Source organism: Ideonella sp. (genome assembly GCF_041914305.1).
Classification (GTDB): domain Bacteria; phylum Pseudomonadota; class Gammaproteobacteria; order Burkholderiales; family Burkholderiaceae_C; genus Ideonella.
The window spans coordinates 252,890-278,284 of sequence record NZ_JAYSDQ010000005.1; the positions used below are offsets into that span (position 1 = coordinate 252,890).

Here is a 25,395-nt window from a genome sequence, read left to right on the forward strand (position 1 = left end):
CCGGCCATGCCGGCGGTCAGGAAAACGTGAGGGTCAAGCGCCCGGGATGCCGCGTTTTTCGATCACCTGGTCGATCAGGCCATAGGCCCGGGTTTCTTCGGCGCTCATGTAGTAGTCGCGCTCGGTGTCGGCCTGGATCTTCTCCAGCGGCTGGCCGGTGCGCTCGGCCAGGATGCGGTTCAGCTGCTCGCGGGTTTTCAGGATCTCGCGAGCGTGGATCTCGATGTCCGTCGCCTGGCCCTGCGCGCCCCCCAGCGGCTGGTGGATCATGATCTTGCTGTTCGGCAGCGCAATGCGCTTGCCCTTGGCGCCCGCGGCCAGCAAGAAGGCGCCCATGCTGGCGGCCATGCCGATGCACAGCGTCGACACGTCTGGCTTGATGAACTGCATCGTGTCGTAGATCGACAGGCCCGCGCTGACGCTGCCGCCCGGCGAGTTGATGTAGAAGAAGATGTCCTTGTCCGGGTTTTCGCTTTCCAGGAACAGCAGCTGCGCCACCACCAGGTTGGCGCTCTGGTCGTTGACCGGGCCGACCAGGAAAACGATGCGGTCTCGCAACAGGCGCGAGTAGATGTCGTAGGCCCGCTCGCCGCGGCCCGACTGCTCGATCACCATCGGGACCATGCCCAGGGCTTGTGTGTCCAGTGCGCTCATGACAGATGCCTCGTGCAATTCATTTGTTGTGGGTGTTGGCCTCATTATGAAGCCGACGTCAAGCAGGCTGATCAGGCGAAAAAAAGCCCGGCCTGGGCCGGGCGATTTCCTGGCTGAACGCCTGAGAAGGATCAGGCGGTCATCAGTTCGTCGAACGGCAGGGCCTTGTCGGTGACCTTGGCCTTTTCCAGGACGAAGTTGGTGACGTTGTTCTCGATCACAACCGCCTCGACCTCGGCCATGCGCTGGCGGTCCGACAGGTACCAGCGCACCACCTCGGCCGGCTTCTCGTAGCTCTGCGCCATTTCTTCGATGTGGGCTTGCAGCTGCTCGGGCTTGGCTTGCAGGTTGTTCTGGCGCACCAGCTCCGACACCACCAGGCCCAGGCGCACGCGGCGCTCGGCTTGCGGGGTGAAGATCTCGGCGGGGATCGGCGCCGTGTCGGCGTCCTTCACGCCGCGCTGCTTCAGGTCGGCGCGGGCGCCTTCGGTCAGGCGGCCCACTTCGGCCTCGATCAGCGCCTTGGGCAGATCCAGCTCGGCGGTCTTGACCAGGGCGTCCATCACGGCGGCCTTGTTGCGAGCCAGCACGCGGAACTTGACCTCGCGCTCCAGGTTCTTCTTGACGTCGGCGCGCAGCGCTTCGACCGTGCCGCCGGCGATGCCCAGCGACTTGGCAAAAGCCTCGTCGACGGTGGGCAGATTCTGGGCCTCGATCTTTTTCATGGTGACCATGAAGTCGGCTTCCTTGCCGGCCACGTCCTGGCCGTGGTAATCGGCCGGGAACTGGAGCGGGAAGGTCTTCGACTCGCCGACCTTCATGCCGCGCACGGCCGAGTCGAACTGCTCGAGCATCTGGCCTTCGCCGATCAGGAACTGGAAGCCTTCGGCCTTGCCGCCGGCGAACGGCTCGCCGTCGATCTTGCCTTCGAAGTCGATCGTCACGCGGTCGCCGACCTCGGCGCCTTCGGCCGCCGGGCGCTGGGCGAAGGTGCGGCGCTGCTTGCGCAGGATCTCGACCGTCTTGTCGATCGCGGGCTCGTCGACTTCGGCCGACACCCGCTCGACTTCCGCCGCGCTCAGGTCACCCAGCTTCACTTCGGGGTAGACCTCGAAGGTGGCGTCGAAGGCCATCACGCCTTCGGGCGCCTGGTCCTTCTGGGTGATGTTGGGCACGCCGGCCACGCGCAGCTGCGCTTCGTTGGCGGCCTGGGTGAAGGCCTGGCCCAGCTTGTCGTTCATCACCTCGTATTGCACCGAGTAGCCGTAGCGCTGGGCCACGACCGACATCGGCACCTTGCCAGGGCGGAAACCGTCGGCCTTGACGGTGCGGGCCAGCTTCTTCAGCCGGGACTCGACTTCCGAATTGATCTCGGTGGCGGCCAGCGTCAGGGTGATGCGGCGTTCGAGCTTCTCGAGGGTTTCAACGTTGACTGACATGGTGCGAACTCTGGTTGCGTTGCGTGTCTGGTGCGCGGGGCCGGACTCGAACCGGCACGCCCGTGAAGGCGTCAGGACCTAAACCTGGTGCGTCTACCAATTTCGCCACCCGCGCGGGAAAAGCCAGTGAGCCGACCGTCTGGCGCGCCCGCCAGCCGGCTTTGTCGACCCAGCCTTCTTGAAAAAGCTTCTGGCGCGATCGCCCTGAGACGCCTTCGCGCCGCAGGCCGCTCGCGCCAGGCGAACCGGTAAACCGCGTATTCTACTGGGCTCCGGTACGGCTCTGAATCACAGAACCGTACTGGGCTTTACCTATTTCCGCCGATCTACGCGGTCTCCCGCCGCACGCGGAACCAGGCCGCGTACATCGCCGGCAGTGCCAGCAGCGTCAGCACCGTGGCCACGATCAGGCCACCCATGATGGCCACCGCCATCGGGCCCCAGAACGGGCTGCGCGACAACGGGATCATCGCCAGCACCGCCGCGGCGGCCGTCAGCACGATCGGCCGGAACCGGCGCACCGCCGATTCGACGATCGCGTTCCAGGTCGGCACGCCACGCTCGCGGTCCTGCTCGATCTGGTCGATCAGGATCACCGAGTTGCGCATGATCATGCCCGCCAGCGCGATGAAGCCCAGCAGCGCGACGAAACCGAACGGCCGGTTGAGCAGCAGCAGTGCCCCCGCCACGCCGGCAATGCCCAGCGGCGCGGTCAGCACCACCAGGATGGCGCGCGACACGCTGTGCAGCTGCAGCATCAGCAACGTGAACATGATGAACACCATCAGCGGCACGCCGGCGGCGATCGAGCCCTGCCCCTTCGAGCTCTCGGCCACCGCACCGGCGATCTCGATGTCCATGCCATCGGGCATGCGCTCGCGCAGCTTGGCCATCTCGGGCCAGACTTCCTTGGTGACGGTGGCGCCCTGCACGCCATCGACCACGTCGCCCTGGACCGTCGCGGCGTACTTGCGCCCTTCGCGCCACAGCACACCCGGCTCCCAGCCGAAGCCGATCTTGGCGATCTGCGTCAGCGGAATGCTGCGACCGTTGCTGGTCGGGATGTAGGCGTTGCCGATGTCGGTGATCGCGTTGCGCTCATCGGCCGGCTGGCGCAGCACGATGTCGATCAGGCGATCGTTTTCGCGGTACTGGCCGATTGTGCTGCCCGACAGCATCACCCGCGAGGCCTGGGCGATCGACTGGCTGGTCACGCCCAGGGCGCGGGCCTTGTCCTGGTCGATCTCCAGCTTCAGCGACTTGACGCGCTCGTTCCAGTTGTCGTTCACACCGCGCATGTTCGGGTTCTTGCGCAGCACTTCCTTGGCCTCGTCGGCCCAGTGGCGCACCGTCTCCATGTCGGGCCCGACGACGCGGAACTGCACCGGGTACGGCACCGGCGGCCCATTGGGCAGCAGCTTGATGCGGCCACGCACCTCGGGGAACTCGTTGGCCAGGATCTCGGGCAGCTTCTTGCGCAGCGCCTCGCGCTCGGGCAGGCTCTTGGGCAGCAGGATGAACTGGCTGACGTTGGCCTGCGGGAAGATCTGGTCGAGCGGCAGGTAGAAACGCGGCACGCCGCTGCCGACCCAGGCCGTCACCGTCTCGATGCCGGTCTCGGTGGCCATGCGCTTCTCGAAACGCTTGGCGACCTCGTTGCTGGCCTGGATGGTCGAGCCCTCCGGCAGCCACAGGTCGACCAGCACTTCGGGCCGGCTCGAATCAGGGAAGAACTGCTGCTGCACCTTGCCCATGCCGACGATGCCGAGCGCGAAAATCGCCAGCGTCGCACCGATGGTCTTCCAGCGGTGGTTCACGCACCAGTCCACCACCTTTCGGAAGCGGCTGTAGAACGGCGTGTCGAACAGCTCGTGCGCCTCGCCCTCGTGCGTCTTCTTGGTCTTCAGCAGCCACGCGCCGAGGAACGGCACGAAGTAGACCGACACCACCCACGAGATCACCAGCGCGGCCGATGTGACGGCGAAAATCGCGAAGGTGTATTCGCCGACGCTCGACTTGGCCAGGCCGATCGGCAAGAAGCCGGCGGCGGTGATCAGCGTGCCGGTCAACATCGGCATCGAGGTCACTTCATAGGCGAAGGTCGCGGCGGTCTTCTTGTCATAGCCCTCTTCGAGCTTGCGCACCATCATCTCGACCGCAATGATCGCGTCGTCGACCAGCAGGCCGAGCGCGATGATCAGCGAGCCGAGCGAGATCTTGTGCAGGCCGACGCCCCAATAGAACATCGTCACGAAGGTGATCGCCAGCACCAGCGGGATCGTGATGCCCACCACCAGGCCGGGCCAGATGTCGATGCGGAATGGCCGCATGTGCAGGCCCAGGCTGAGGAAGCTGACCGCCAGAACGATGACAACGGCTTCGATCAGCACGCCGACGAACTCGCCGACCGAGCGGGACACCGCCTGCGGCTGGTTCTGCACCTGGTGCAGCTCCACGCCCAGCGGCAGCTTGCCCTTGATCTCGGCCGTCTTGGCTTGCAGCGCCTTGCCCAGGTCGATGATGTCGCCGCCCTTGGCCATCGACACGCCCATCGCGATGACTGGCTGGCCCTGGTGGTGCACCATCACCGACGGCGGATCGACGTATTCGCGGCGGATATCGGCGATGTCGCCCAGGCGCAGCGAGCTGGCCGCGCCCGTCGTGGGGTTCACCGCGCGGATCGGCAGCTGGCGCAGGTCTTCCACCGAGGTGAAGGCCCCGGCCACACGCACCTGCAGGTTCTGCGACGAGGCGTTCAGCGTGCCCGCGCCCTCGACCGCGTTCTGCGCGTTCAGCTGGGCGATGACCTGGTTCATGTCCAGCCCAAGCTGGGCCAGGCGCTTTTGCGAGATCTCGACGAACAGCTTCTCGGCCTGCACGCCGAACAGCTCGACCTTGGCCACGCTGGGCACCCGCAGCAGCTGCGAGCGCACGTCCTCGGCGTAGCGGCGCAGCTCTTCGGTGCTGAAGCCATCGGCTGACAGCGCGTAGATCGAGCCGTAGACGTCGCCGAACTCGTCGTTGAAGAAGGGGCCGATCACGCCCGAAGGCAGCGAGCTGCGGGTATCGCCGATCTTCTTGCGCACCTGGTACCAGACGTCGCTCACCTCCTTGGGTGGCGCCGAGTCCTTCAGCTGCAGGATCGTCAGCGACTCACCCGGCTTGGTGTAGCTGCGGATGATGTCGGAGTGCGGCACCTCTTGCAGCGTGCGCTCGATCTTGTCGGTCACCTGCTCGGCCATCTGCTGGGCCGAGGCGCCGGGCCAGAAGACCTGCACCACCATCGCGCGGAAGGTGAATGGCGGGTCTTCGTCTTGCCCGAGCTGGAAATAGGCCGCCAGGCCCAGCACCATCAGCACCACCATCAGGTAGCGCGTCAGCGGCGCATGCTCCAGCGCCCAGCGCGAAATGTTGAAACGCGAACCTTGGGTGTCGCTCATGGTCGTTCTCGTTCTTGGCGTGCTTGAGGACGGGAAAGGTTCAGCGCGAAGCGGCCGGCGCAGGGACCGACGCCGACGCCGGGATCACCTTGCTGGCCGATGCCACCTGGGTCTCGACGAAGGGCTTGACCTTCAGACCGGCGGTCAGCACATGGGTGCCGGCCACCACCACCTCGTCACCGGGCTTCACGCCCTGGCCGATCACGACCGAGTTGCCGTCGGCACCGGCCACGACGACCGGCTGGCTGCGCACGGTCATCGTGCCGCGGTCCAGCAGCCAGACGACGGTCTGGCCCTTGGTCTCACCCACCGCCGTCAGCGGCAGGCGAATGACACCGGCCACAGCCGGCCCCGGCACGCTCACATTGGCCGATTGGCCCAGGCGCACGGCGGCGTTGCCCAGGTCGGCCTTGACCAGGAAGGTGCGGGTGACGGGGTCGGCCGCGGCGGCTACCTCGCGCACCGTGGCCTTCACCGGCTGGCCGTCGCCCCACGGCAGCAGCATGACGCCGCCGGCCTTGCCGATCAGCTGGCGCAGCGCGCCGATGCGGTCTTCCGGCACCGAGAACACCGCATCGCGCGGGCCGTCGTGCGCCAGGCGCACCACCGGCGTGCCGGCGCCGACCACCTGACCGGGCTCGGCCTCCACCGCGGTCACCACACCGGCCACCTCGGCGACCAACGAGGCGTAACCCGCCTGGTTGCCTTGCACCGAGGCTTGGGCCTTGGCCTGGTCCAACTGCGCGCGGGCCGTTTTCATCGCGGTATCGCGGCGCTCCAGTTCGGCAGCGCCGATGAAACCCTGGTCACGCAGCTCCTTGAAGCGCTTGTAGTCGGCCGTGACCTGGTCAAGATTGGTCTGGGCCGCGGCCAGCGCGGCGCGGGCGGCTTCTTGGCCCAGGCGCAGGTCCTGCCCATCCAGCTGGGCCAGCACCTGGCCGGCCTTGACGGAATCGCCCAGGTTGACCGAGCGGCTTTGCAGCTTGCCGCCGACGCGGAAACCGAGCCGCGATTCGGTGCGGGCGCGAATTTCGGCGGCGTATTCGTGCGCAGCCACCGTTTCGCCGCTGCTGACGGTGACGGTGCGCACGGCGCGCACCGGCTCCGGTGGGGCCTCTTTCTTGGCGCAGCCCGCCAAACCCAGGGCGGAGAGACTGATGACGGCGGCGACGAACAGCGGCTTGTTCATGGCAAAGAACTCGGTGAAAAACAGCCGCGACAAGGTCGCGGCTGATGTGGATGTAACGGTCACACTACTGACTGACCGGTCAGTAATATAGGGTCTGCACCGATCGCCGTCAACGCTTTCCCGCATCAAACCCGCCGCAACCGTGCAAAGGCACAATCCGCGCCCTGTGAGCGTCGAGCACTACGAAAACTTCCCGGTCGCCTCGTGGCTGTGCCCTCGGCCGCTGCGCGCGCCGATCACCGCGATCTACTGGTTCGCCCGGGTCGCCGACGACATCGCCGACGAGGGCGACGCCCCGGTGGCGCAGCGCCAGGCCGACCTGGCCGCCTACCGGGCCGAACTGGCCCGCGTGGCCGCCGGGCAGGCGCCTGCGGCACGCTGGGCCGCCGTCTTCACACCCCTTGCCAGGGCCATGCACGAGCATGCGCTGCCGCCCGAACTGCTGGACGACCTGCTCGACGCCTTCGTGCAAGACACCGGCAACCCGCTCTACCCCGACCGCCCCGCACTGCTGGACTACTGCCGCCGCTCGGCCAACCCGATCGGCCGCCTGCTGCTGCACCTGTACGGCATTCGCGACGAGTCGGCGCTGGCCCGCAGCGACGCCGTCTGCAGCGCGCTGCAACTGATCAACTTCTGGCAAGACCTGAGCGTGGACCTGCCCAGGGGCCGCTGCTACCTGCCGCAAGGCGACGCCGAGCGGCACGGCCTGCGCGCGAGCGCCGTGCGGGCCGGGCCGGCCAGTGCGGCCGAAAAGGCGCTGGTCCGCGACTTGTGCGAGTGGAGCCGACAGTTGATGCTTGAAGGCGCCCCGCTGGCGCGGCAGATCCCGGGCCGCGCGGGCTGGGAACTTCGGCTCGTCGTGCAGGGCGGGCTGCGCATTCTTGAGAAAATCGCCGCCATGGACTTCGCCACCTTGTCGCAACGCCCCGCGCTGAGCCGCTGGGACGCGCCCCGCCTGCTCTGGCGTGCGCTGATGCACTCGCCTGGAGCCGCGCGTTGACCGTCCCCACTGCGCACACGCCCGCACAGTATGTGCAGGAGAAGGCGGCCGGCAGCGGCTCGTCGTTCTACTACGCGTTCATGTTCCTGCCGCCGCCGCGGCGGGCCGCGATCACCGCCTTCTACGCCTTCTGCCGCGAGGTCGACGACGTGGTCGACGAAGTGCACGACCCGCACGTCGCCCGCACCAAGCTGGCCTGGTGGCGCAACGAAGTGGCACAGGCCTTCGCCGGCCAACCCACCCACCCGGTGATGCAGGCCCTGATGCCGCTGGCGGCCGACTTCGCGATCGAGATGCGCCACCTGCATGCCGTGATCGAGGGCTGCGAGATGGACCTGTCGCAGAACCGTTATCTCGACTTCCCTGCACTGGCCCAGTACTGCCACCTGGTCGCCGGCATCGTGGGCGAGGTGGCCTGCAACATCTTCGGTCGCACCCAGGACTCGACGGTTGCCTACGCCCACAAGCTGGGCCAGGCGATGCAGCTGACCAACATCATTCGCGACGTCGGCGAAGACGCCCGCCGCGGCCGCATCTACCTGCCGATCAACGAACTGCAGCAGTTCGACGTGAAGGCGCACGAGTTGCTCAAGCGCGAGGCCCCGTGGGGCTACAGCGACCGCTTCCAGGCACTGATGCGGTTCCAAGCCGAACGGGCGCACCAGCTGTACGACGAAGCGATGGGCCTGCTGCCGGACGCCGACCGCCCTGCGCAGAAGCCCGGGCTGATGATGGCCAACATCTACCGCACGCTGCTGCGCGAGATCGAGAAAAGCCAGTTCCAGGTGCTGCACCAACGCACCTCGCTGACGCCGCTGCGCAAGCTCTGGATCGCGGCGCGCACGCATGTCACAGGCCGGTGAGCCTGGCGCGTGGCATGGCTGGGCCGCTGCGTGATGAGCGCCGCCCGGTGACGGCCTCGGCAATCCGCCGGGTCGCCGTGATCGGCGGCGGCTGGGCCGGCCTGGCCGCCGCGGTACGGGCCTGCTCGCTCGACCACCAGGTCAGCCTCTTCGAGATGGCGCCGCAACTGGGCGGCCGCGCCCGCTCGGTCACCCACGATGGGCAGACGCTGGACAACGGCCAGCACATCCTCATCGGCGCCTACCGCGACACGCTGGCGCTGATGCGCCAGGTCGGCGTCGACCCCGACGCCGTGCTGCACCGCCAGCCACTGACGCTCTGCTACCCCGATGGCAGCGGGCTGCGCCTGCCGCCCGGCCCCGCATTGCCGGCCTTTGCGCGCGGCGTGCTGGGCTGGCGCGACCTGCCCTGGCGCGATCGGCTGGGCTTGCTGGTGCTCGCGGCACGCTGGCGGCTGCAAGGTTTTCGCTGCCCGCCAGCCATGACGGTGGCCGAGCTGGCGCGCCGCTGCCCGCCACAGGCCTACCGCGAGCTGATCGAGCCCCTGTGCGTGGCGGCGCTGAACACCCCGGCCGAGCAGGCCAGCGCCCAGGTGCTGCTCACCGTCTTGCGTGACGCGTTGTTCGGCGCGCCCGGCGCGGCCGACCTGCTGCTGCCCCGCGCCCCGCTGGACGCCTTGCTGCCCACCGCCGCACAGCAATGGCTGCGGGCGCACGGCGCTCAGGTCAGCCTCGGGCAGCGGGTGATGCAGATGAGCCTCAGTGGCGAAGGCGTCAACATCGACGGTGAAACCTTCGACCATGCCATCGTCGCCACCCCGCCCGGCGAAGCCGCGCGGCTGCTCGCCGCGCTCGCGCCTGACTGGAGCCGCGATGCTGCTGCCTTCAGCTACCAGCCGATCATCACGGCCTGGTTGCGGGCACCGCAGGCGCGCTGGCCGCAGCCGATGATGGCGCTGCGTGCCGACGGCCTGCGGCCCGCCCAGTTCGGGTTCGATCTGGGCGCATTGGGCGGCCAGGCCGGCACCTTTGCCCTGGTGGTGAGCGGCGCCGCCGCCTGGGTCGACGCGGGCACCGAGGCGACGCGCACCGCGCTGCTCCATCAATGGGAAGAGGCCTTTCCCACCACCCGCCACGGGCCGGCCGAGTGGCTGGCCAGCCGCACCGAGAAGCGCGCCACTTTCGCCTGCAAGCCCCTGCTGCAGCGCGCACCCGCCCGCGTGCATGCCCGCGTCACGGTGGCGGGCGACCATGTGCAGGGGCCCTACCCGGCCACACTCGAAGGCGCCGTGCGCTCGGGGCTGGCAGCGGCCGAAGCACTGGCCGGCTAGGCTCAACCCCGGGCCACCGGGTAGACCCTTGTCAAGCGGCCGTTGTTTTTCGGATAGACGCATCCATTTTCGCCATGCAAAATCAGGCAAACGGAGGATGCGTACAAATGACCCGAAAAGACAGCTCGTCCCCCAGCATCCAGGTGCTGGCACGGGCCTTCAGCCTGCTCGATGTACTGGCCTCGCACCAGGACCCGGTCTCGCTCAAGGAGTTGAGCGAAAGCACCGGCCTGCACCCATCGACCGCCCACCGCATCCTGAACGACCTCGCGGCGGGCCGCCTGGTCGACCGACCTGAAGCGGGCAGCTACCGGCTCGGCATGCGCTTGCTGGAACTGGGCAACCTGGTCAAGGCACGGCTGGATGTGCGCGACGCGGCCCTGGGCCCGATGCGCGACCTGCACAAGCTGACCCATCAGCCGGTGAACCTGTCGGTGCGCCAGGGCGACGAGATCGTCTACATCGAGCGCACCTACAGCGAACGCTCGGGCATGCAGGTGGTGCGCGCCGTTGGTGGCCGCGCACCGCTGCACCTGACCTCGGTCGGCAAGCTCTTTCTTGCCTATGACGACCCGCAGCGCGTGCGCGCCTATGCCACGCGCACCGGGCTGGCCGGCCACACGCGCAACAGCCTGACCGACCTGCCCGCGCTGGAGCGTGAGCTGGCCGCGGTGCGCCGCCACGCGGTCGCGCGCGACAACGAAGAGCTGGAGCTGGGGGTTCGTTGCATGGCCGCCGGCATCTTCGACGACCAGGGCAAGCTGGTGGCCGGCCTGTCGATCTCGGCGCCGGCCGACCGGCTGGAAGAGTCGTGGCTGGACCGCGTCAAGTCGACCGCAGCGCAGATCTCTTCAGCGCTCGGCCACCGGGGCTGAGCGCCTCGTTGAGCGCGGTGATCAGCCGGCGCTGGCTTCGTGCGCCACCACGGCGGGCGCCGCGGTCGGCGCCACGGCGGCGGGCAGCGACGGGCTGCTGATCAGCCACTTGCGGATGCGCTCGGCATCGCCGATGCGCGAGTACTTGCCCGCCGAATCGAGCAGCACCATGATCAGCTTGCGGCCGGCCAGCTGGGCTTGCATCACCAGGCATTGACCAGCCTCGGTGATGTAGCCGGTCTTCTGCAGACCGATGTCCCAGCTGGGGTTCAGCACCAGACGGTTGGTGGTGTGGTACTGCAGCTGTCGGTTGCCCACGGCCACCTGGTACTCGGGCGAGGTCGACAATTCGCGCAGCAGCGGCACCTGGTGCGCCGTCTTGACCAGCATAGCCAGGTCACGCGCGCTCGATTGGTTCTGGCTCGACAGGCCGGTGGGCTCGACGTAGCGGGTGTCGTTCATGCCCAGCAGCTTGGCCTTGGCGTTCATCGCCGCCACAAAGGCCGTCAAGCCGCCCGGGTAGTTGCGGCCCAGCGCGTTGGCGGCCCGGTTCTCCGACGACATCAGCGCCAGGTGCAGCATCTCGCCACGGGTCAATTGCGTGCCCGGACGCAGCCGCGACGAACTGCCCTTCTCGGTGTCGATGTCTTCTTCGGTGATCGTCAGCACCTCGTCCATCGGCTGGTTGGATTCGCTGATCAGCAAGCCGGTCATCAGCTTGGTGATCGACGCGATCGGCAACACGGCCTTGGAGTTCTTGTTCAGCAGGACCTCGTTGGTGTCCTGGTCGAGCACGAAGGCAACGCCTGACTTCAGATCCAGCGGATCGTCGGCTTCATGCAGGCCAGCCAGCTGGCCGAATGATTGACGGGCGGGTTCAGCGACGCGAACCACCGAGCGGCGCTGAGTGGCGACGGTGCGGGTGCTGCGCGGGGTGACCGAGGCCTTGGCACGGGTGCTGGTGCGCGCGACCGGGGCCTTCTTGGCCGATGCACTGGTCTGCGCGGTGGACGTGACCGGGCGACGCGCCTTGGCATCGGCGGCCGAGCCGAATACGGCCAGCCCCACGGCCAAACTCACCATGCCCAACCAACGCGTCGAAATTCTGAACTTGAGCATTCTGTCGTGTGCCACCGCTGTGCTGCCGCGAGTCTATTTGAAACAAAAAAGACATGCAAGATCAAAAACTTGCATGTCTTTCCTCAAGTGCGCCGCTGGGGCCCACCCGGCTCAGGAATCGAGCGAGTCTAGCGTGGGTTCGGCACCGAATTGCTCCGGTTTAGCCCTGCGCAGCGACCCGTTCGTTCTTGGCGTGCAGCTTGTTCAGCGCCGCGAGGTAGGCCTTGGCAGAGGCAACGACGATGTCAGGATCGTTGCCTACGCCGTTGACCACCCTGCCGCCATGCTGCAGCCGGATGGTGACCTCGCCTTGAGATTCTGTGCTGCCCGAGGTGATCGCATTGACCGAATACAGCAACATCTCGGCACCAGATTGAGCTTTTGATTCAATCGCCTTCAAGCTGGCATCGACCGGGCCGTTGCCGTCGCTCTCGGCCACGTGCTCTTCGTCGCCCATGCCGAAGGCCACGCGGGCATGCGGGCGTTCGCCGGTTTCCGAGCGCTGAGACAGCGCAACGAAGCGGTAGTGCTCATGGTCATGCGCCACGCTCTCGTCGCTGACCAGCGCGATGATGTCCTCGTCGAAGATCTCGCTCTTGCGGTCGGCCAGGTCTTTGAAGCGGGCGAAGGCGGCGTTGATTTCGGCTTCCGACTCCATCGAGACCCCGAGTTCCTGCAGGCGCTGCTTGAACGCATTGCGGCCCGAGAGCTTGCCCAGCACGATCTTGTTGGCCGACCAGCCCACGTCTTCGGCGCGCATGATCTCGTAGGTGTCGCGCGCCTTCAGCACGCCGTCCTGGTGGATGCCGCTGGCGTGCGCAAAGGCATTGGCGCCCACCACCGCCTTGTTCGGCTGCACGACGAAACCGGTGGTCTGGCTGACCATGCGCGACGCGGGCACGATCTGGGTGGTGTCGATGCCGACCTCGAGGCCGAAGTAGTCGCGCCGCGTGCGCACCGCCATCACCACCTCTTCGAGCGAGCAGTTGCCGGCACGCTCGCCCAGGCCGTTGATCGTGCATTCCACTTGGCGCGCGCCGCCCAGCTTCACGCCGGCCAGCGAGTTGGCCACCGCCATGCCCAGGTCGTTGTGGCAGTGCACCGACCAGATCGCCTTGTCGGAGTTGGGGATGCGCTCGCGCAGGTGGCGGATGAAGTTGCCGTACAACTCGGGGATCGCATAGCCCACGGTGTCGGGGATGTTGATCGTCGTGGCGCCTTCGGCGATCACCGCCTCAAGCACGCGGCAGAGAAAGTCGGGATCCGAGCGATAGCCGTCCTCCGGCGAAAACTCGATGTCGCCGCACAGGTTGCGCGCAAACCGCACCGCCAGCTTGGCTTGCTCGAACACCTGGTCCGGCGTCATCCGCAGCTTTTTCTCCATGTGCAACGGGCTGGTCGCGATGAAGGTGTGAATGCGGCCGCTGGCGGCACCCGCCAGGGCTTCGGCGGAGCGCGAAATGTCGCGGTCGTTGGCACGCGCCAGCGAGCAGACGGTCGAATCCTTGATCGCCGCCGCGATGGCCTTCACCGCCTCGAAGTCGCCGTTCGACGAGGCGGCAAAGCCGGCTTCGATCACGTCGACGCGCAGCCGCTCCAACTGGCGCGCAATACGCAGCTTTTCGTCCTTGGTCATCGAGGCGCCAGGCGATTGTTCGCCGTCGCGCAAGGTGGTGTCGAAGATGATGAGCTTGTCAGCCATGGCGGTCTCGAAGGTTGAGGGACAAAACAAAAACGGCCCGCTGCTTGCGCACTGCGGGCCGTTGATCGGGGAGAGAGTATCTAGAAGCGACGGACGTGTTCGATCAGCGAGCCCAGAGAGCTCCTAGTAGCAGCAACGTAATGGCGATCGAAGGCCGGTTCATGTTGGAATCAATATAACACGCAGATGCGGCGGCGCAACAAAGAAAACTCAGTGCAGGCCCCGCTCGTCGGGCTCGTCGGTCGAGGTGGAAATCACGCTGACCGGCTTGCCCTTCACCTTGCGGTAGACGTAGACCCCATAGCCCGAGATGCCGTAGGCGCAGAACAAGCCAAACAGCACGATCGGCGGGTGGATCGTGATCAGCGCAATGCCCAGCGCGATCGCGACGATCACGATGAACGGCACCGTGCGCTTGAAGCTCACGTCCTTGAAGCTGTAGAACGGCGCGTTGGTCACCATCGTCAGCCCAGCATACAGCGTCAAGAAGAACGCGCCCCACGGCAGCCCGGCGTATTGCGCTGCGCCTTGGTAGCCCGCGTCGTCCATCACCCAGATGAAGCCGATCACCAGCGCGGCCGCAGCGGGGCTGGGCAAGCCCTGGAAAAAGCGCTTGTCGACGACCGCGATGTTGGTATTGAAGCGCGCCAGCCGCAGCGCGGCGCACGAGCAGTAGACGAAGGCCGCGATCCAGCCGGCTTTGCCCAGGCTGTTCAGCACCCATTCGTAGACGATCAGCGCCGGTGCCGCGCCGAAGCTGACCATGTCGGACAGGCTGTCCATCTGCTCGCCGAACGCGCTTTGCGTGTTGGTCATGCGCGCCACGCGGCCGTCCAGGCTGTCGAGCAAAGCCGCGGTGAAGATGCCGTAGGCGGCCTGTTCGAACCGGCCGTTCATCGCCATCACGATCGCATAGAAGCCCCCGAACAAGGCCGCGAGCGTGAACAGGTTGGGCAGGATGTAGATGCCACGGCGGCGCGGGCGGCGCGGCTCGTGGAATTCGATGTCGTCGTCGATTGGCGCAGCAGCGGCCGCGTCAAAAGCCGGGTGGTCCGATTCAGGCATGGGCGGGGAGGATAACGCAGGCGTGTCGCCAAAAGTAAACGGGCCGCCCGAAGGCGGCCCTTTGAGCACCGAGCGGTATACCCGCTCGAACTCAGGTCAGTTGCGGCTCTTGTCGACCAGCTTGTTGGCCTTGATCCAGGGCATCATCGCGCGCAGCTTCTCGCCCACCACTTCGATCTGGTGCTCTTCGGTCAGGCGGCGGCGCGAAATCAGCGTCGGCGCACCGGCGCGGTTCTCGAGAATGAAGCTCTTGGCGTACTCGCCGGTCTGGATGTCCTTCAGACACTGCTGCATCGCCTTCTTCGTCTCGGCCGTCACGACCTTCGGGCCGGTGACGTACTCGCCGTACTCGGCGTTGTTCGAGATCGAATAATTCATGTTGGCGATGCCGCCTTCATAGATCAGGTCGACGATCAGCTTCAGCTCGTGCAGGCACTCGAAGTAGGCCATCTCGGGCGCATAACCGGCCTCGACCAGCGTTTCGAAACCGGCCTTGATCAGCTCGACGGTGCCGCCGCACAGCACGGCCTGCTCGCCGAACAGGTCGGTTTCGGTCTCTTCGCGGAAGTTGGTCTCGATGATGCCGGCCTTGCCGCCACCGTTGGCGGCGGCGTAGCTCAGCGCCAGGTCACGCGCCTTGCCGCTCTTGTCGGCATGCACGGCGATCAGGTGCGGCACACCGCCACCTTGGGTGTAGGTGTTGCGCACGGTGTGGCCCGGGGCCTTGGGCGCCACCATCCACACGTCCAGGTCCGCACGCGGCTGCACCTGGCCGTAGTGCACGTTGAAGCCGTGGGCGAAGGCCAGCGAAGCGCCCTCGCGGATATTCGGCTCAACTTCTTTCTTGTAGACCTCGGCGATCTGCTCGTCGGGCAGCAGGATCATGACCACGTCGGCGCTCTTCACCGCATCGGCCACTTCGGCGACCTTCAGGCCGGCCTTCTCGACCTTGGCCCACGACGCGCCACCGCGGCGCAGGCCGACGGTGACCTTGACCCCGCTGTCGTTCAAGTTTTGCGCGTGAGCGTGGCCTTGTGAGCCGTAGCCGATGATGGTGACGTTCTTGCCCTTGATGAGGCTGAGATCGGCGTCCTTGTCGTAGTAGACCTTCATGGTTCTCTCCAGGTGAAATCGGTACAAGTGCTGCCGCGGATCCGGCTTTGCCGGTCCGCTGGCGGCGCCCCTTGAGGGGAGAGCGCCGCCAGGCGCTTTCGGGGTGGTTGTCAGACTCTGAGGATGCGCTCGCCGCGGCCGATGCCGCTGGTGCCGGTGCGCACGGTTTCGAGGATGGCGGCGCGGTCGATGCCCTCGATGAACGCATCGAGCTTGCCGGCATCGCCGGTGAGCTCGACGGTGTAGCTCTTCTCGGTCACGTCGATGATGCGACCGCGAAAGATGTCGGCCATGCGCTTCATCTCTTCGCGCTCTTTGCCGACCGCGCGGACCTTGATCAGCATCAGCTCACGCTCGGTGAACTGGCCCTCGGTCAGGTCGACCACCTTGACCACGTCGACCAGGCGGTTCAAGTGCTTGGTGATCTGCTCGATCACCTCGTCCGAACCGGTGGTGACGATGGTCATGCGCGACAGCGACGGGTCTTCCGTCGGCGCGACCGTCAGGCTCTCGATGTTGTAGCCGCGGGCCGAAAACAAGGCGACCACGCGTGACAAGGCGCCGGGCTCGTTCTCGAGCAGCACGGCGATGATGTGTTTCATGGGCTTTCTCCTGGCGCGCTCTTCACGGCCGGCGGCGGTAACCGTCGGCGCTTGGCCACGCCGTCAGAAACAGGAACAACGAATGGTCTGAGGCTGTGCCGGTGATTCGGCCATCGCCGCCCGCGTGGCGGTAACCACGCGCGCAGCGGCGGCCTTCACGCCGTCACAGGTCCTCGGACCCCAGAAGCATCTCGGAGATGCCCTTACCCGCCTTGACCATCGGCCAGACGTTCTCCGTCGGGTCGGTGCGCACGTCGAGGAAGACGGTACGGTCCTTCAGGCGGATCAGCTCTTTCAAAGCCGGCTCCACCTCGGACGGTTTCTCGATCTTGATGCCGACGTGGCCGTAGGCCTCGGCCAGCTTGACGAAGTCGGGCAGCGCGTCCATGTAGCTGTGCGAGTAGCGGCCCTGGTAGTCCAGCTCCTGCCACTGCCGCACCATGCCCAGGTAGCGGTTGTTCAGCGAAACGATCTTGACCGGCGTCTTGTACTGCTGGCAGGTCGAGAGTTCCTGGATGCACATCTGGATCGAGCCTTCGCCGGTGATGCAGAACACATCACTGTCCGGCTTGGCGAGCTTGATGCCCATCGCATACGGCAAGCCGACGCCCATCGTGCCCAAGCCGCCGGAGTTGATCCAGCGGCGCGGCTCGGCAAAGCCGAAATACTGCGCCGCCCACATCTGGTGCTGGCCGACGTCGGACGTGATGTAGGTGTCGCGCCCGCGCGTCAACTGCCACAGGGTTTCGATCACGTGCTGCGGCTTGATGACCTCGTCGCTCTTGCGGTAGGCCAGGCACTCTTTCTTGCGCCAGTCGTTGATCTGCGACCACCAGGCGTTGACGGCGTCCTTGTCCGGCTTGGTAGTCGCCTCCTTCAGGTAGCTGATCAACTCCTGCAGCACGTCCTTCACGTCGCCGACGATCGGGATGTCGACCTTGACGCGCTTGGAGATCGACGACGGGTCGATGTCGATGTGGACGATCTTGCGCTCGACCGAAGCGAAGTGCTTCGGGTTGCCGATCACCCGGTCGTCGAAGCGCGCGCCCACGGCCAGCAGCACGTCGCAGTGCTGCATCGTCATGTTGGCTTCGTAGGTGCCATGCATGCCCAGCATGCCCAGGAACTTGGGGTCGCTCGACGAGATCGCGCCCAGGCCCATCAGCGTGTTGGTGCAGGGGTAGCCGAGGATGTCGGCCAACTCGCGCAACTCGGCCGAGGCGTTGCCCAGGATCACGCCGCCGCCGGTGTAGATATAGGGCCGCTTGGCGCCCAGCAGCAGCTGCGCGGCCTTGCGGATCTGGCCGCCGTGGCCCTTCTTGACCGGGTTGTACGAGCGCATCTCGACACGCTCAGGGTAGTGAAACGGCGCCGTCTTCAGCGACACGTCCTTCGGGACATCGACCACCACCGGGCCGGGCCGGCCGGTGCGGGCGATGTGGAAAGCCTTCTTGATCGTCGTGGCCAGGTCGCGCACGTCCTTGACCAGGAAGTTGTGCTTGACGATCGGGCGGGTGATGCCGACGGTGTCGCATTCCTGGAAAGCATCCAGGCCGATCGCCGGCGTCGGCACCTGACCCGTGATGATCACCATCGGGATCGAGTCCATGTAGGCCGTCGCGATGCCGGTCACGGCATTGGTGACGCCAGGGCCCGAGGTGACCAGCGCCACGCCGACCTCACCGGTGGCACGCGCATAGCCGTCAGCCGCGTGGATGGCCGCCTGTTCGTGGCGAACCAGCACGTGCTGGATGCTGTCTTGCTTGTACAGCGCGTCGTAGATGTAGAGCACCGCGCCGCCTGGGTAGCCCCAGAGGTACTTCACGGCTTCAGCCTGAAGACAGCGGACGAGGATTTCGGAGCCGTTCGGCTCAGCGGAGGGGGAGGAAGAATGCGGTTGTGCCGAAGCGGCACGCTTGACTTCCGCGGCAGACATGTCCATTTCGAACCTTTGTGAATTTCTCTGACGAAAAACCATCGGTGAACCTCCTCTCGCCCTCGTGAGGCGGACTTGGAACCTGCGCGATCAACATTGCCGGGACCCGTGGTCGGGGCGGCCTGAACGACGAATTCGCAAATTGTGCGAAGCAGCATTATTGCATCGCCCGGCCCACTTGCGCAGGCCCATCGCAAGTCGAATGACATAATCGCGGCCGATTTCGGGGGTTGAGCCGCCCCTTGCCTGCCTTGGCCACCGACAAAGAACTCACCGACTTCCTCAAGAGCGTTGAAAAACGCGCGTTCAAGCGCACGGCCTACGCCGTGCGTGACGATGACGCGGCGCTCGACATCGTCCAGGATTCGATGATCCGGCTGGCCGAGAAATATGCCGACCGGCCGGCGGCCGAACTGCCCCTGGTGTTCCAGCGCATCCTGTCGAACGCGACGATGGACTGGTTCCGGCGCCAAAAAGTGCGCAATGCCGTCATGACCAACCTGTCGGACTTCGACGGTGGCGACGAAGATTCCGATTTCGACTTGCTTGAACTGCTGGCCACGGTCGAGGGCTCGCTGGGCGCCGAGAGCGCCGCAGACACGGTCGGACGGGAACAGATATTGCTTCTAATAGAGAAAGAGATTGCCCTGCTGCCCGGCCGTCAACGCGAAGCCTTCCTGCTTCGTTACTGGGAAGAACTGGATGTTGCAGAAACCGCCACGGTCATGGGTTGCTCCGAAGGCAGCGTGAAAACGCATTGCTCACGGGCTGTTCATGCGCTGGCGAAATCGCTCAAAGCCAAGGGAATCGCGCCATGAACAGCACCACCACCCATTCGTCTGCCGACGCCGCCAGCATTGAGGCGCGCTTCGGCCTGCGCATCGGGGCGCTGCTCAACGAGCAGGCTCAGCGCACGCCCCACGACGTGTCCGAGCGCCTGCGCGTGGCCCGCGAGCAGGCGGTGGCGCGCGCGCGGGCGGCGCGCATGGCGCCTGCCGCGGCCTCGGCGCCGTCCGAGGTGGTGGTCGGCAAAGGCCGCAGCGCCTTGCTGGGCCGCCAGCCCGGCTGGCTGTTCCGCTTCGCCTCGGTGATGCCGCTGGTGGTGCTGATCGCCGGCCTGATCGCGATCGACGAATGGCACGACCGCCAGCAGATCGAAGCCGCCGCCGATGTCGACACGGCCTTGCTGGCCGACGAACTGCCGCCCGACGCCTACAGCGACGCCGGTTTTGTCGAATTCCTCAAGCAAGACGCTCCCCAATAACCCGCTGACGTGAGCCCGCGCCGCCCCTTCCCCCTTGCCGGCCGACCGGTCGCTGCCCTGGCCTTGCTGCTCGGGCTGGCGCTGCCCGTGCTGGCAGCGCCGCCAGCGCCAACCGGGCCGTCGTGGTCGCAGCTGTCGCCGGCGCAGCAGAAGGCGTTGACCCCCTTGCGCGGCGACTGGGACAACCTGGACGCCAGTCGCAAAGAAAAATGGCTCGAGGTGGCTTCCCGCTTCGGCACGATGCCGCCGCAGCGCCAGGAGCGGGTTCGCGAGCGGATGACCGAATGGGCGAGGCTGTCGCCCTCGCAGCGCAGCGAAGCCCGCGTGAATTACCAGCAGTCCAAGCAGGTGGCCCCGCAAGACCGGCAGGCCCGCTGGGAGGCCTACCAGGCACTGCCCGCCGAAGAGCGCGCCGCCCTGGCAGCCCGCGCCAAGCCCAGCCCGGTCCAGAGCCAGCCGCGCAGCCCGGCCATGGCCTTGCGCAACGCGCCGGTCGATGCGCAGGCCCCCAAGTCGAACCTCGTCGCACCGGCCCGCAGCAACACGCAGCTGCCCAGGCCGGTCGCACCGACCGTCGTTCAGGCCAACCGGGGCGCGACCACGTCGCTGGTCACTGCCACGCCCCGGCCGCCGCTGCACCAGCAACCCGGCCAGCCGAAGATCGCGGCCACGCCGAAGCAGGTCGACAGGACCACCTTGTTGCCAAAGCCGGGCGCCGCGCTGCCGCCGCCGGTCAAGTCGGCCCGGTTGACGCCGACGCCGGCAGCCCCTGCGCCGGCCGTCGCCCCGTCGTCGGCGCGGTGAGCGTCGCGCCCTCATCTGCAGGCGAGCCCCTTTCGCCTGCCCCCGATCTGACGGCGCCTGCGCTGTCACGCCGCATGGCCGCCTTCGTCTATGAGGGCGTGCTGCTGTTCGGTGTGCTCATGATCGCGGGCTACCTCTATTCGGCACTGACGCAGATGCGGCACGCGTTGCAGGGCACGCTCGGCCTGCAGATCTTCCTGTTCGTCGTGCTCGGCATCTACTTCATCTGGTTCTGGTCGCGCGGCGGACAGACGGTGGCCATGAAAGCCTGGCACATCAAGCTGCTCGACGCCCGCGGCCAAGCGGTGTCTCAGGCGCGCGCGGCCGTGCGCTACCTGCTCGCGTGGCTCTGGTTCGCGCCAGCGCTGCTGGCCGCTCACCTGTCAGGGCTGAAGAGCGGCGCCGCCATCTTCGGCATCCTGTTCGCCGGTGTCGCGGCCTATGCCGCCCTCGCCCGCCTGCACCCGCAACGCCAGTTCTGGCACGACGTGGTCTGCGGCACCCGGCTGGTCGACGCCCGCCCGGCCAAGAAGCCCGCGGCCTGACGCGGCAGGCGATCGGCCGCCTGTCAAAATCGGGCCCGATGAGCACTGCCCCTTCCACATCCCCGGCGCCCAAGACCTTGGGCGGCCTCAGCCGCCTGCGTCACGCCTGGATCAACTCGATGCGCGGCCTGCGCCTGGCCTACCAGGGCGAGCGGGCGTTTCGGCAAGAAACCGCGCTCGCCGTCGTGCTGGTGCCGCTGGCCTTCTGGCTCGGGCGCAGCTGGGTCGAGGTGGCCCTGTTGGCCGGGTGCGTCTGGCTGCTGATGATCGTCGAGCTGTTGAACTCGGCGGTCGAGGCTGCGATCGACCGCATCGGCCCCGAACGCCACGAACTGTCCGGCCGGGCCAAAGACGTGGCCAGCGCCGCCGTGTGGATGGCGTTGATGATGTGCGTGGGTGTCTGGGGCGCGGCCTTGTGGGCCCGCTTTGCCGCATGAAGAAGACCCCGCTCAGCGTCTGCGTCTACTGCGGCTCACGTTTCGGCAGCTCGCCGGCCTACCTGGCCGCCGCGCAAGCCCTCGGCCGCGAGATCGGCCGGCGCGGCTGGCGCATGGTCTACGGCGGCGGCAATGTCGGCCTGATGGGCGCGACCGCCGATGCGGCCATGGCCGCCGGCGCTGAAGCCGTGGGCGTGATCCCCGAGCTGCTGGTCAACCTCGAGGTCGGCCACCGCGGCCTGACCGAGTTGCACGTCGTGCCGACGATGCACGAGCGCAAGAAGTTGATGGCCGAACTGGCCGACGTGTTCGTGGCGCTGCCCGGCGGCATCGGCACCTTCGAGGAGTTGTTCGAAGTCTGGACCTGGCGCCACCTCGGCTACCACGACCAACCGATCGGCCTGCTCAACGTCGATGGCTTCTACGACCCGCTGCTGGCCTTCATGGCCCACACCCAGCAGGCCGGGTTTGTCGACCAGCATCAGCAATCGATGCTGACCGTGCACATTGACCCGGCGGCCCTGCTGGATCAGCTGGCCGCCGAGGCGAGCCGAGCAACGCAATCCGAAGATTTCAGTCGGATCTAACCCTCCGGGTCTGTGTGGCCGACGGGGCGCGCGCAGCGCCGCCCCTTACAAGTGGCGTGCGTGGATCCGGCTTTGCCGGTCCGCTGCGCGAGCCCCCTTGGGGGGCAGCTCCGGGGGGGGCGTGGGGGCCCTATACAGCTGATTCGTCGGTCTCGCCGGTGCGAATGCGAACGACTTGTTCAACGGCCGTCACGAAGATCTTGCCGTCGCCGATCTTGCCGGTCTTGGCAGCCTTGACGATCGATTCGATCGCGCGGTCGACGTCGGCATCGCGCACCACCACCTCAACCTTCACCTTGGGCAGGAAGTCGACCACGTACTCGGCGCCGCGGTACAGCTCGGTGTGGCCTTTTTGCCGGCCGAAACCCTTGACTTCCGTCACCGTCAAGCCCGACACCCCGACCTCGGCCAGCGCCTCGCGCACTTCCTCCAGCTTGAACGGCTTGATGATGGCGGTGATCTGTTTCATGGGTGGCCTCCGTGGGGAAAGAGTCTGGTTCGGTTCGATTTAAGCACGGAACTTCGACGTGATCGGGTATCGCCAATCCCTGCCGAACGCCCGGTGGGTGATGCGGATGCCGACCGGCGCCTGGCGTCGCTTGTACTCGTTGATCTTGATCAGCCGGGTCACTCGTTCGACGTCAGCGCGGTCGAACCCCGCGGCCACGATCTCTTCGATGCCCTGGTTGTCCTCCATGTAGCGGGCGAGGATCGCGTCCAGCACGTCGTAAGGCGGCAGGCTGTCCTGGTCTTTCTGGTCTGGCCGCAACTCGGCCGACGGCGGGCGCGTGATGATGCGCTCGGGGACCACCGGGCCGATCGAGCCATCGGCGCGCAGGTTCGGCTGCTGGTTCTTCCACACCGCCAGGCGGTAGACCAGCGTCTTGGCCACATCTTTGATGACCGCAAAGCCGCCGGCCATGTCGCCATACAGCGTGCAGTAGCCGGTCGCCATCTCGCTCTTGTTGCCAGTGGTCAGCACGATCGCGCCGGTCTTGTTCGACAAGGCCATCAGCAGCGTGCCGCGCACGCGGGCCTGGATGTTCTCTTCGGTCGCGTCTTCGGCCAGCCCGGCGAACTGCTCGGCCAGCGCGCCGCGGAACGCATCGAACATCGGCGTGATGCCGATCTCGTCGTAGCGCACGCCCAGCCTGGCCACCATCTCGCGCGAATCGAGCCACGAGATGTCGGCCGTGTAGGGCGACGGCATCATCACGCAGCGCACCTTGTCGGCGCCGAGCGCATCGACCGCGATCGCCAGCACCAGCGCCGAATCGATGCCGCCGGACAGGCCGATGATTGCGCCGGGGAAACCGTTCTTGCCGAGGTAGTCGCGCACGCCCATCACCAGCGCACCCCAGGCCTGCGCCTCGACCGACGGCACCGGCGCGATCTCGCCCTTGGCAGAACCATCGGCCCCCACCTCGACCATCAAGGTGGCCGACGCGAACATCGGGGCACGCGCCTGCACCGCGCCCTGCGCGTCGACCGCGAACGAGGCACCGTCGAATACCACCTCGTCCTGCCCGCCCACCAAGTGCGAGTACAGCAGCGGCACGCCGCAGGCCTTGGCCCGCGCGGCCATGCGCTTTTCGCGCTCGTCGTGCTTGTCGAGGTGGAAAGGCGATGCATTCAGCACGCACAGCACCTCGGCCCCGGCCTGGCAGGCCGATTCGGCCGGCTCGTCGAACCAGGCGTCTTCGCAGATCAGGATGCCGAAGCGCACGCCCTGCACATCAATCACCACCGGGCCGCGGCCGGCGTCGCGGCCCGACACGAAATAGCGCCGCTCGTCGAACACCTGGTAGTTGGGCAGCTCGCGCTTGCAGTAGGTGGCCTGGACGCGCCCGCCTGCCAGCACCGAGGCCGCATTGAAGCGCCGCGGCAGGGAATAGGACTTCGACCTAAGATCGTGCGCATCACCCCAAGACAACGGATGACCGACGATCAGATGCAAGCCCGCGCAATCCGCCAGCTCGGTGGCCAAGGCCGCCAGCTGCAGCTCACAGGCGTGCAAGAACGCGGGGCGCAGCAGCAGGTCTTCGGGCGGGTACCCGGTCAGGGCCAGCTCGGGCGCGAGCACCAGGCGGGCACCCTGCGCGTAGGCTTCGCGGGCCGCGGCGGCCATCAGGCGCGCGTTGCCGGCCAGATCGCCCACCGTCGCGTTGATCTGGGCCAATGCCACCAAGACGGTGCCTGAGACGGAGTCCGGGCTGCGCATGAGCGATACAGAAAGCGGAGCAATCGATTATGTCATTCGGGTCCACGGTGACCCGGCCGACATCGCGGCGTCCGAATGGAACGAGCTGCTTGCGGCGCAGCCCGACCCCCTGCCCTTCCTGCGACACGAGTTCTTGCTGGCCCTGCACCAGACCGGCTGTGCCTCGGGCGACTCGGGCTGGTCGCCGGCCTTCATCACGCTGCATCACGGCCATCGCCTCGCTGGCGCCGTTGCCGCCTACCTGAAGTCGCACTCCTACGGCGAATACGTGTTCGACTGGGCCTGGGCCGACGCCTACCAGCGCCACGGCCTGGACTACTACCCCAAGCTGCTGGCGGCGGTGCCCTTCACCCCGGTGCCGGGCCCGCGCCTGCTGGCGCGCAACGCCACCGACCGGCTGACCTTGATGCGCGCACTGCGCAGCCTGGCGATGCGCAACGAGTGGTCATCGGCCCACCTGCTGTTCGGCAACGACGACGACTTCGAGGCCGCCGACGCCGATGGCTGGATGATCCGCCACGGCGTGCAGTTCCACTGGCGCAACCGGGTCGACCTGCCCTACACCGATTTCGCAGACTTTCTGGCCGCGCTGCAGCGCGAGAAGCGCAAGAAGATCCAGCAAGAGCGCCGCCGCGTGGCCGAGGCCGGCATCACCTTCGAGGTGCGTGAAGGCGCCGCGATCACCGAGGCCGACTGGCGCTTCTTTCACCGCTGCTACAGCCTGACCTACCGCGCGCACGGCTCGACGCCCTACCTGAACCTGAAGTTCTTCCAACGCGTCGCGCGCGAGCTGCCGCAGCACTGGCTGATGTTCATCGCGCAGCGCGAGGGCCGGCCGATCGCCGCCTCGCTGGTGGCGATCGACCCGGCGCGTGGCTGGGCCTGGGGCCGCTACTGGGGCGCCACCGAGGCCGTGCCCTTCCTGCACTTCGAGGCCTGCTACTACCAGCCGTTGCAGTGGTGCATCGAGCAGCGCTACCGCTGCTTCGAGGGCGGGGCGCAAGGCGAGCACAAGATGGCGCGCGGCTTGACGCCGACGCCGACGCGATCAGCGCATTGGCTGGCGCACCCGCAGTTCGCCCAGGCGGTCGAGGATTTCCTCGCGCGCGAGGGCGCCGGCGTGGCCGCCTACATGGACGAGCTGCGCGAGCGCGACCCGTTCAAGGCACGGGCCGGCGGCGAGCCGGGCCCGCCGCCGTGACCGCA

At 67.0% G+C, this 25,395-nt stretch carries 23 protein-coding genes and 1 tRNA gene; 11 read left to right on the plus strand and 13 right to left on the minus strand.

Annotated features, from left to right (window positions below):
* Positions 1–33 precede the first annotated feature (33 nt).
* The 5 genes from clpP to ACE3SG_RS09105 form a co-directional block, all read right to left on the minus strand.
* On the minus strand, positions 34–654 hold the full coding sequence (clpP, locus tag ACE3SG_RS09085) for an ATP-dependent Clp endopeptidase proteolytic subunit ClpP (RefSeq protein WP_374564301.1): 621 nt from the start codon (positions 652–654) through the stop codon (positions 34–36).
* 131 nt (positions 655–785) lie between these two features.
* Positions 786–2,093, minus strand: a complete 1,308-nt coding sequence (gene tig, locus ACE3SG_RS09090) for a trigger factor (RefSeq protein ID WP_374564303.1) — start codon at positions 2,091–2,093, stop codon at positions 786–788.
* Between the two features lie 28 nt (positions 2,094–2,121).
* Positions 2,122–2,208 (minus strand) — tRNA-Leu (locus tag ACE3SG_RS09095).
* Between the two features lie 211 nt (positions 2,209–2,419).
* Positions 2,420–5,533, minus strand: a complete 3,114-nt coding sequence (locus tag ACE3SG_RS09100; protein ID WP_374564305.1) for an efflux RND transporter permease subunit — start codon at positions 5,531–5,533, stop codon at positions 2,420–2,422.
* Between the two features lie 40 nt (positions 5,534–5,573).
* Positions 5,574–6,722, minus strand: a complete 1,149-nt coding sequence (locus ACE3SG_RS09105) for an efflux RND transporter periplasmic adaptor subunit (RefSeq protein ID WP_374564307.1) — start codon at positions 6,720–6,722, stop codon at positions 5,574–5,576.
* A gap of 166 nt (positions 6,723–6,888) precedes the next feature.
* On the opposite strand from ACE3SG_RS09105, the gene hpnC reads away from it, so the two are divergent.
* From hpnC to ACE3SG_RS09125, 4 genes are all read left to right on the plus strand, one after another.
* On the plus strand, positions 6,889–7,725 hold the full coding sequence (gene hpnC, locus ACE3SG_RS09110) for a squalene synthase HpnC (RefSeq protein WP_374564309.1): 837 nt from the start codon (positions 6,889–6,891) through the stop codon (positions 7,723–7,725).
* Positions 7,722–8,588, plus strand: coding sequence for a presqualene diphosphate synthase HpnD (gene hpnD / locus ACE3SG_RS09115; protein WP_374564311.1), 867 nt, complete (start codon positions 7,722–7,724; stop codon positions 8,586–8,588). Before hpnC ends, hpnD begins: the two co-directional genes overlap by 4 nt.
* A gap of 14 nt (positions 8,589–8,602) precedes the next feature.
* A complete protein-coding gene (hpnE, locus tag ACE3SG_RS09120; RefSeq protein WP_374564313.1) occupies positions 8,603–9,919 on the plus strand; it encodes a hydroxysqualene dehydroxylase HpnE in 1,317 nt (438 codons plus the stop codon).
* 107 nt (positions 9,920–10,026) lie between these two features.
* Positions 10,027–10,794 carry an IclR family transcriptional regulator gene (locus ACE3SG_RS09125; RefSeq protein ID WP_374564315.1) on the plus strand — a complete coding sequence of 256 codons (768 nt, stop codon included), beginning with the start codon at positions 10,027–10,029 and terminating at the stop codon, positions 10,792–10,794.
* A gap of 21 nt (positions 10,795–10,815) precedes the next feature.
* Here the strand turns inward: ACE3SG_RS09125 and pbpG are convergent, their stop codons facing one another.
* The 6 genes from pbpG to ACE3SG_RS09155 all read right to left on the minus strand — a co-directional run bounded on the left by pbpG (position 10,816) and on the right by ACE3SG_RS09155 (position 18,337).
* Positions 10,816–11,877 (minus strand): D-alanyl-D-alanine endopeptidase, encoded by a 1,062-nt coding sequence (gene pbpG, locus ACE3SG_RS09130; RefSeq protein WP_374564317.1) that lies wholly within the window; start codon positions 11,875–11,877, stop codon positions 10,816–10,818.
* Positions 11,878–12,073: 196 nt separating this feature from the next.
* Complete coding sequence (locus tag ACE3SG_RS09135) at positions 12,074–13,615, minus strand: 2-isopropylmalate synthase (protein ID WP_374564319.1); 1,542 nt, start codon at positions 13,613–13,615, stop codon at positions 12,074–12,076.
* Positions 13,616–13,825: 210 nt separating this feature from the next.
* Positions 13,826–14,680: a CDP-diacylglycerol--serine O-phosphatidyltransferase gene (gene pssA / locus ACE3SG_RS09140; RefSeq protein WP_374564321.1), complete on the minus strand. Its 855-nt coding sequence runs from the start codon at positions 14,678–14,680 to the stop codon at positions 13,826–13,828.
* A gap of 96 nt (positions 14,681–14,776) precedes the next feature.
* Positions 14,777–15,793: a ketol-acid reductoisomerase gene (gene ilvC, locus ACE3SG_RS09145; RefSeq protein ID WP_374564323.1), complete on the minus strand. Its 1,017-nt coding sequence runs from the start codon at positions 15,791–15,793 to the stop codon at positions 14,777–14,779.
* A gap of 110 nt (positions 15,794–15,903) precedes the next feature.
* On the minus strand, positions 15,904–16,395 hold the full coding sequence (gene ilvN, locus ACE3SG_RS09150; RefSeq protein ID WP_329718270.1) for an acetolactate synthase small subunit: 492 nt from the start codon (positions 16,393–16,395) through the stop codon (positions 15,904–15,906).
* A 163-nt stretch (positions 16,396–16,558) separates the two neighbouring features.
* Positions 16,559–18,337 carry an acetolactate synthase 3 catalytic subunit gene (locus ACE3SG_RS09155; RefSeq protein WP_374564325.1) on the minus strand — a complete coding sequence of 593 codons (1,779 nt, stop codon included), beginning with the start codon at positions 18,335–18,337 and terminating at the stop codon, positions 16,559–16,561.
* A 245-nt stretch (positions 18,338–18,582) separates the two neighbouring features.
* Between ACE3SG_RS09155 and ACE3SG_RS09160 the strand changes: the two genes are divergently transcribed.
* The 6 genes from ACE3SG_RS09160 to ACE3SG_RS09185 all read left to right on the plus strand — a co-directional run bounded on the left by ACE3SG_RS09160 (position 18,583) and on the right by ACE3SG_RS09185 (position 21,968).
* A complete protein-coding gene (locus ACE3SG_RS09160) occupies positions 18,583–19,149 on the plus strand; it encodes an RNA polymerase sigma factor (protein WP_374564327.1) in 567 nt (188 codons plus the stop codon).
* Complete coding sequence (locus ACE3SG_RS09165) at positions 19,146–19,595, plus strand: DUF3619 family protein (RefSeq protein ID WP_374564329.1); 450 nt, start codon at positions 19,146–19,148, stop codon at positions 19,593–19,595. The genes ACE3SG_RS09160 and ACE3SG_RS09165 overlap by 4 nt, the downstream gene beginning before the upstream one ends.
* Before the next feature lie 9 nt (positions 19,596–19,604).
* Positions 19,605–20,399: a DUF3106 domain-containing protein gene (locus ACE3SG_RS09170; protein ID WP_374564331.1), complete on the plus strand. Its 795-nt coding sequence runs from the start codon at positions 19,605–19,607 to the stop codon at positions 20,397–20,399.
* A gap of 74 nt (positions 20,400–20,473) precedes the next feature.
* Positions 20,474–20,944, plus strand: a complete 471-nt coding sequence (locus tag ACE3SG_RS09175) for an RDD family protein (protein WP_374564333.1) — start codon at positions 20,474–20,476, stop codon at positions 20,942–20,944.
* A 38-nt stretch (positions 20,945–20,982) separates the two neighbouring features.
* Positions 20,983–21,381 (plus strand): diacylglycerol kinase, encoded by a 399-nt coding sequence (locus tag ACE3SG_RS09180; RefSeq protein ID WP_374564335.1) that lies wholly within the window; start codon positions 20,983–20,985, stop codon positions 21,379–21,381.
* Positions 21,378–21,968, plus strand: coding sequence for a TIGR00730 family Rossman fold protein (locus tag ACE3SG_RS09185; protein ID WP_374564337.1), 591 nt, complete (start codon positions 21,378–21,380; stop codon positions 21,966–21,968). Before ACE3SG_RS09180 ends, ACE3SG_RS09185 begins: the two co-directional genes overlap by 4 nt.
* A gap of 130 nt (positions 21,969–22,098) precedes the next feature.
* Here the strand turns inward: ACE3SG_RS09185 and ACE3SG_RS09190 are convergent, their stop codons facing one another.
* Positions 22,099–22,437: a P-II family nitrogen regulator gene (locus tag ACE3SG_RS09190; protein WP_374564339.1), complete on the minus strand. Its 339-nt coding sequence runs from the start codon at positions 22,435–22,437 to the stop codon at positions 22,099–22,101.
* Between the two features lie 39 nt (positions 22,438–22,476).
* Positions 22,477–24,189 carry an NAD+ synthase gene (locus ACE3SG_RS09195; protein WP_374564341.1) on the minus strand — a complete coding sequence of 571 codons (1,713 nt, stop codon included), beginning with the start codon at positions 24,187–24,189 and terminating at the stop codon, positions 22,477–22,479.
* Here ACE3SG_RS09195 and ACE3SG_RS09200 point away from each other — a divergent pair.
* Positions 24,188–25,390, plus strand: a complete 1,203-nt coding sequence (locus tag ACE3SG_RS09200; protein ID WP_374564343.1) for a GNAT family N-acetyltransferase — start codon at positions 24,188–24,190, stop codon at positions 25,388–25,390. The two genes, ACE3SG_RS09195 and ACE3SG_RS09200, sit on opposite strands and share 2 nt — an antisense overlap.
* Positions 25,391–25,395: the final 5 nt, after the last annotated feature.

Excerpts from the sequence above, each read along its gene's own strand:
- clpP (WP_374564301.1), bottom strand. The coding sequence starts at position 654 with ATGAGCGCACTGGACACACAAGCCCTGGGCATGGTCCCGATGGTGATC.
- tig (WP_374564303.1), bottom strand. The coding sequence starts at position 2,093 with ATGTCAGTCAACGTTGAAACCCTCGAGAAGCTCGAACGCCGCATCACC.
- ACE3SG_RS09100 (WP_374564305.1), bottom strand. The coding sequence starts at position 5,533 with ATGAGCGACACCCAAGGTTCGCGTTTCAACATTTCGCGCTGGGCGCTG.
- ACE3SG_RS09105 (WP_374564307.1), bottom strand. The coding sequence starts at position 6,722 with ATGAACAAGCCGCTGTTCGTCGCCGCCGTCATCAGTCTCTCCGCCCTG.
- hpnE (WP_374564313.1), top strand. The coding sequence starts at position 8,603 with ATGGCTGGGCCGCTGCGTGATGAGCGCCGCCCGGTGACGGCCTCGGCA.
- ACE3SG_RS09125 (WP_374564315.1), top strand. The coding sequence starts at position 10,027 with ATGACCCGAAAAGACAGCTCGTCCCCCAGCATCCAGGTGCTGGCACGG.
- pbpG (WP_374564317.1), bottom strand. The coding sequence starts at position 11,877 with ATGGTGAGTTTGGCCGTGGGGCTGGCCGTATTCGGCTCGGCCGCCGAT.
- ACE3SG_RS09135 (WP_374564319.1), bottom strand. The coding sequence starts at position 13,615 with ATGGCTGACAAGCTCATCATCTTCGACACCACCTTGCGCGACGGCGAA.
- pssA (WP_374564321.1), bottom strand. The coding sequence starts at position 14,680 with ATGCCTGAATCGGACCACCCGGCTTTTGACGCGGCCGCTGCTGCGCCA.
- ilvC (WP_374564323.1), bottom strand. The coding sequence starts at position 15,793 with ATGAAGGTCTACTACGACAAGGACGCCGATCTCAGCCTCATCAAGGGC.
- ilvN (WP_329718270.1), bottom strand. The coding sequence starts at position 16,395 with ATGAAACACATCATCGCCGTGCTGCTCGAGAACGAGCCCGGCGCCTTG.
- ACE3SG_RS09155 (WP_374564325.1), bottom strand. The coding sequence starts at position 18,337 with ATGGACATGTCTGCCGCGGAAGTCAAGCGTGCCGCTTCGGCACAACCG.
- ACE3SG_RS09165 (WP_374564329.1), top strand. The coding sequence starts at position 19,146 with ATGAACAGCACCACCACCCATTCGTCTGCCGACGCCGCCAGCATTGAG.
- ACE3SG_RS09175 (WP_374564333.1), top strand. The coding sequence starts at position 20,474 with ATGGCCGCCTTCGTCTATGAGGGCGTGCTGCTGTTCGGTGTGCTCATG.
- ACE3SG_RS09180 (WP_374564335.1), top strand. The coding sequence starts at position 20,983 with ATGAGCACTGCCCCTTCCACATCCCCGGCGCCCAAGACCTTGGGCGGC.
- ACE3SG_RS09185 (WP_374564337.1), top strand. The coding sequence starts at position 21,378 with ATGAAGAAGACCCCGCTCAGCGTCTGCGTCTACTGCGGCTCACGTTTC.
- ACE3SG_RS09190 (WP_374564339.1), bottom strand. The coding sequence starts at position 22,437 with ATGAAACAGATCACCGCCATCATCAAGCCGTTCAAGCTGGAGGAAGTG.
- ACE3SG_RS09200 (WP_374564343.1), top strand. The coding sequence starts at position 24,188 with ATGAGCGATACAGAAAGCGGAGCAATCGATTATGTCATTCGGGTCCAC.
- ACE3SG_RS09195 (WP_374564341.1), bottom strand. The coding sequence starts at position 24,189 with ATGCGCAGCCCGGACTCCGTCTCAGGCACCGTCTTGGTGGCATTGGCC.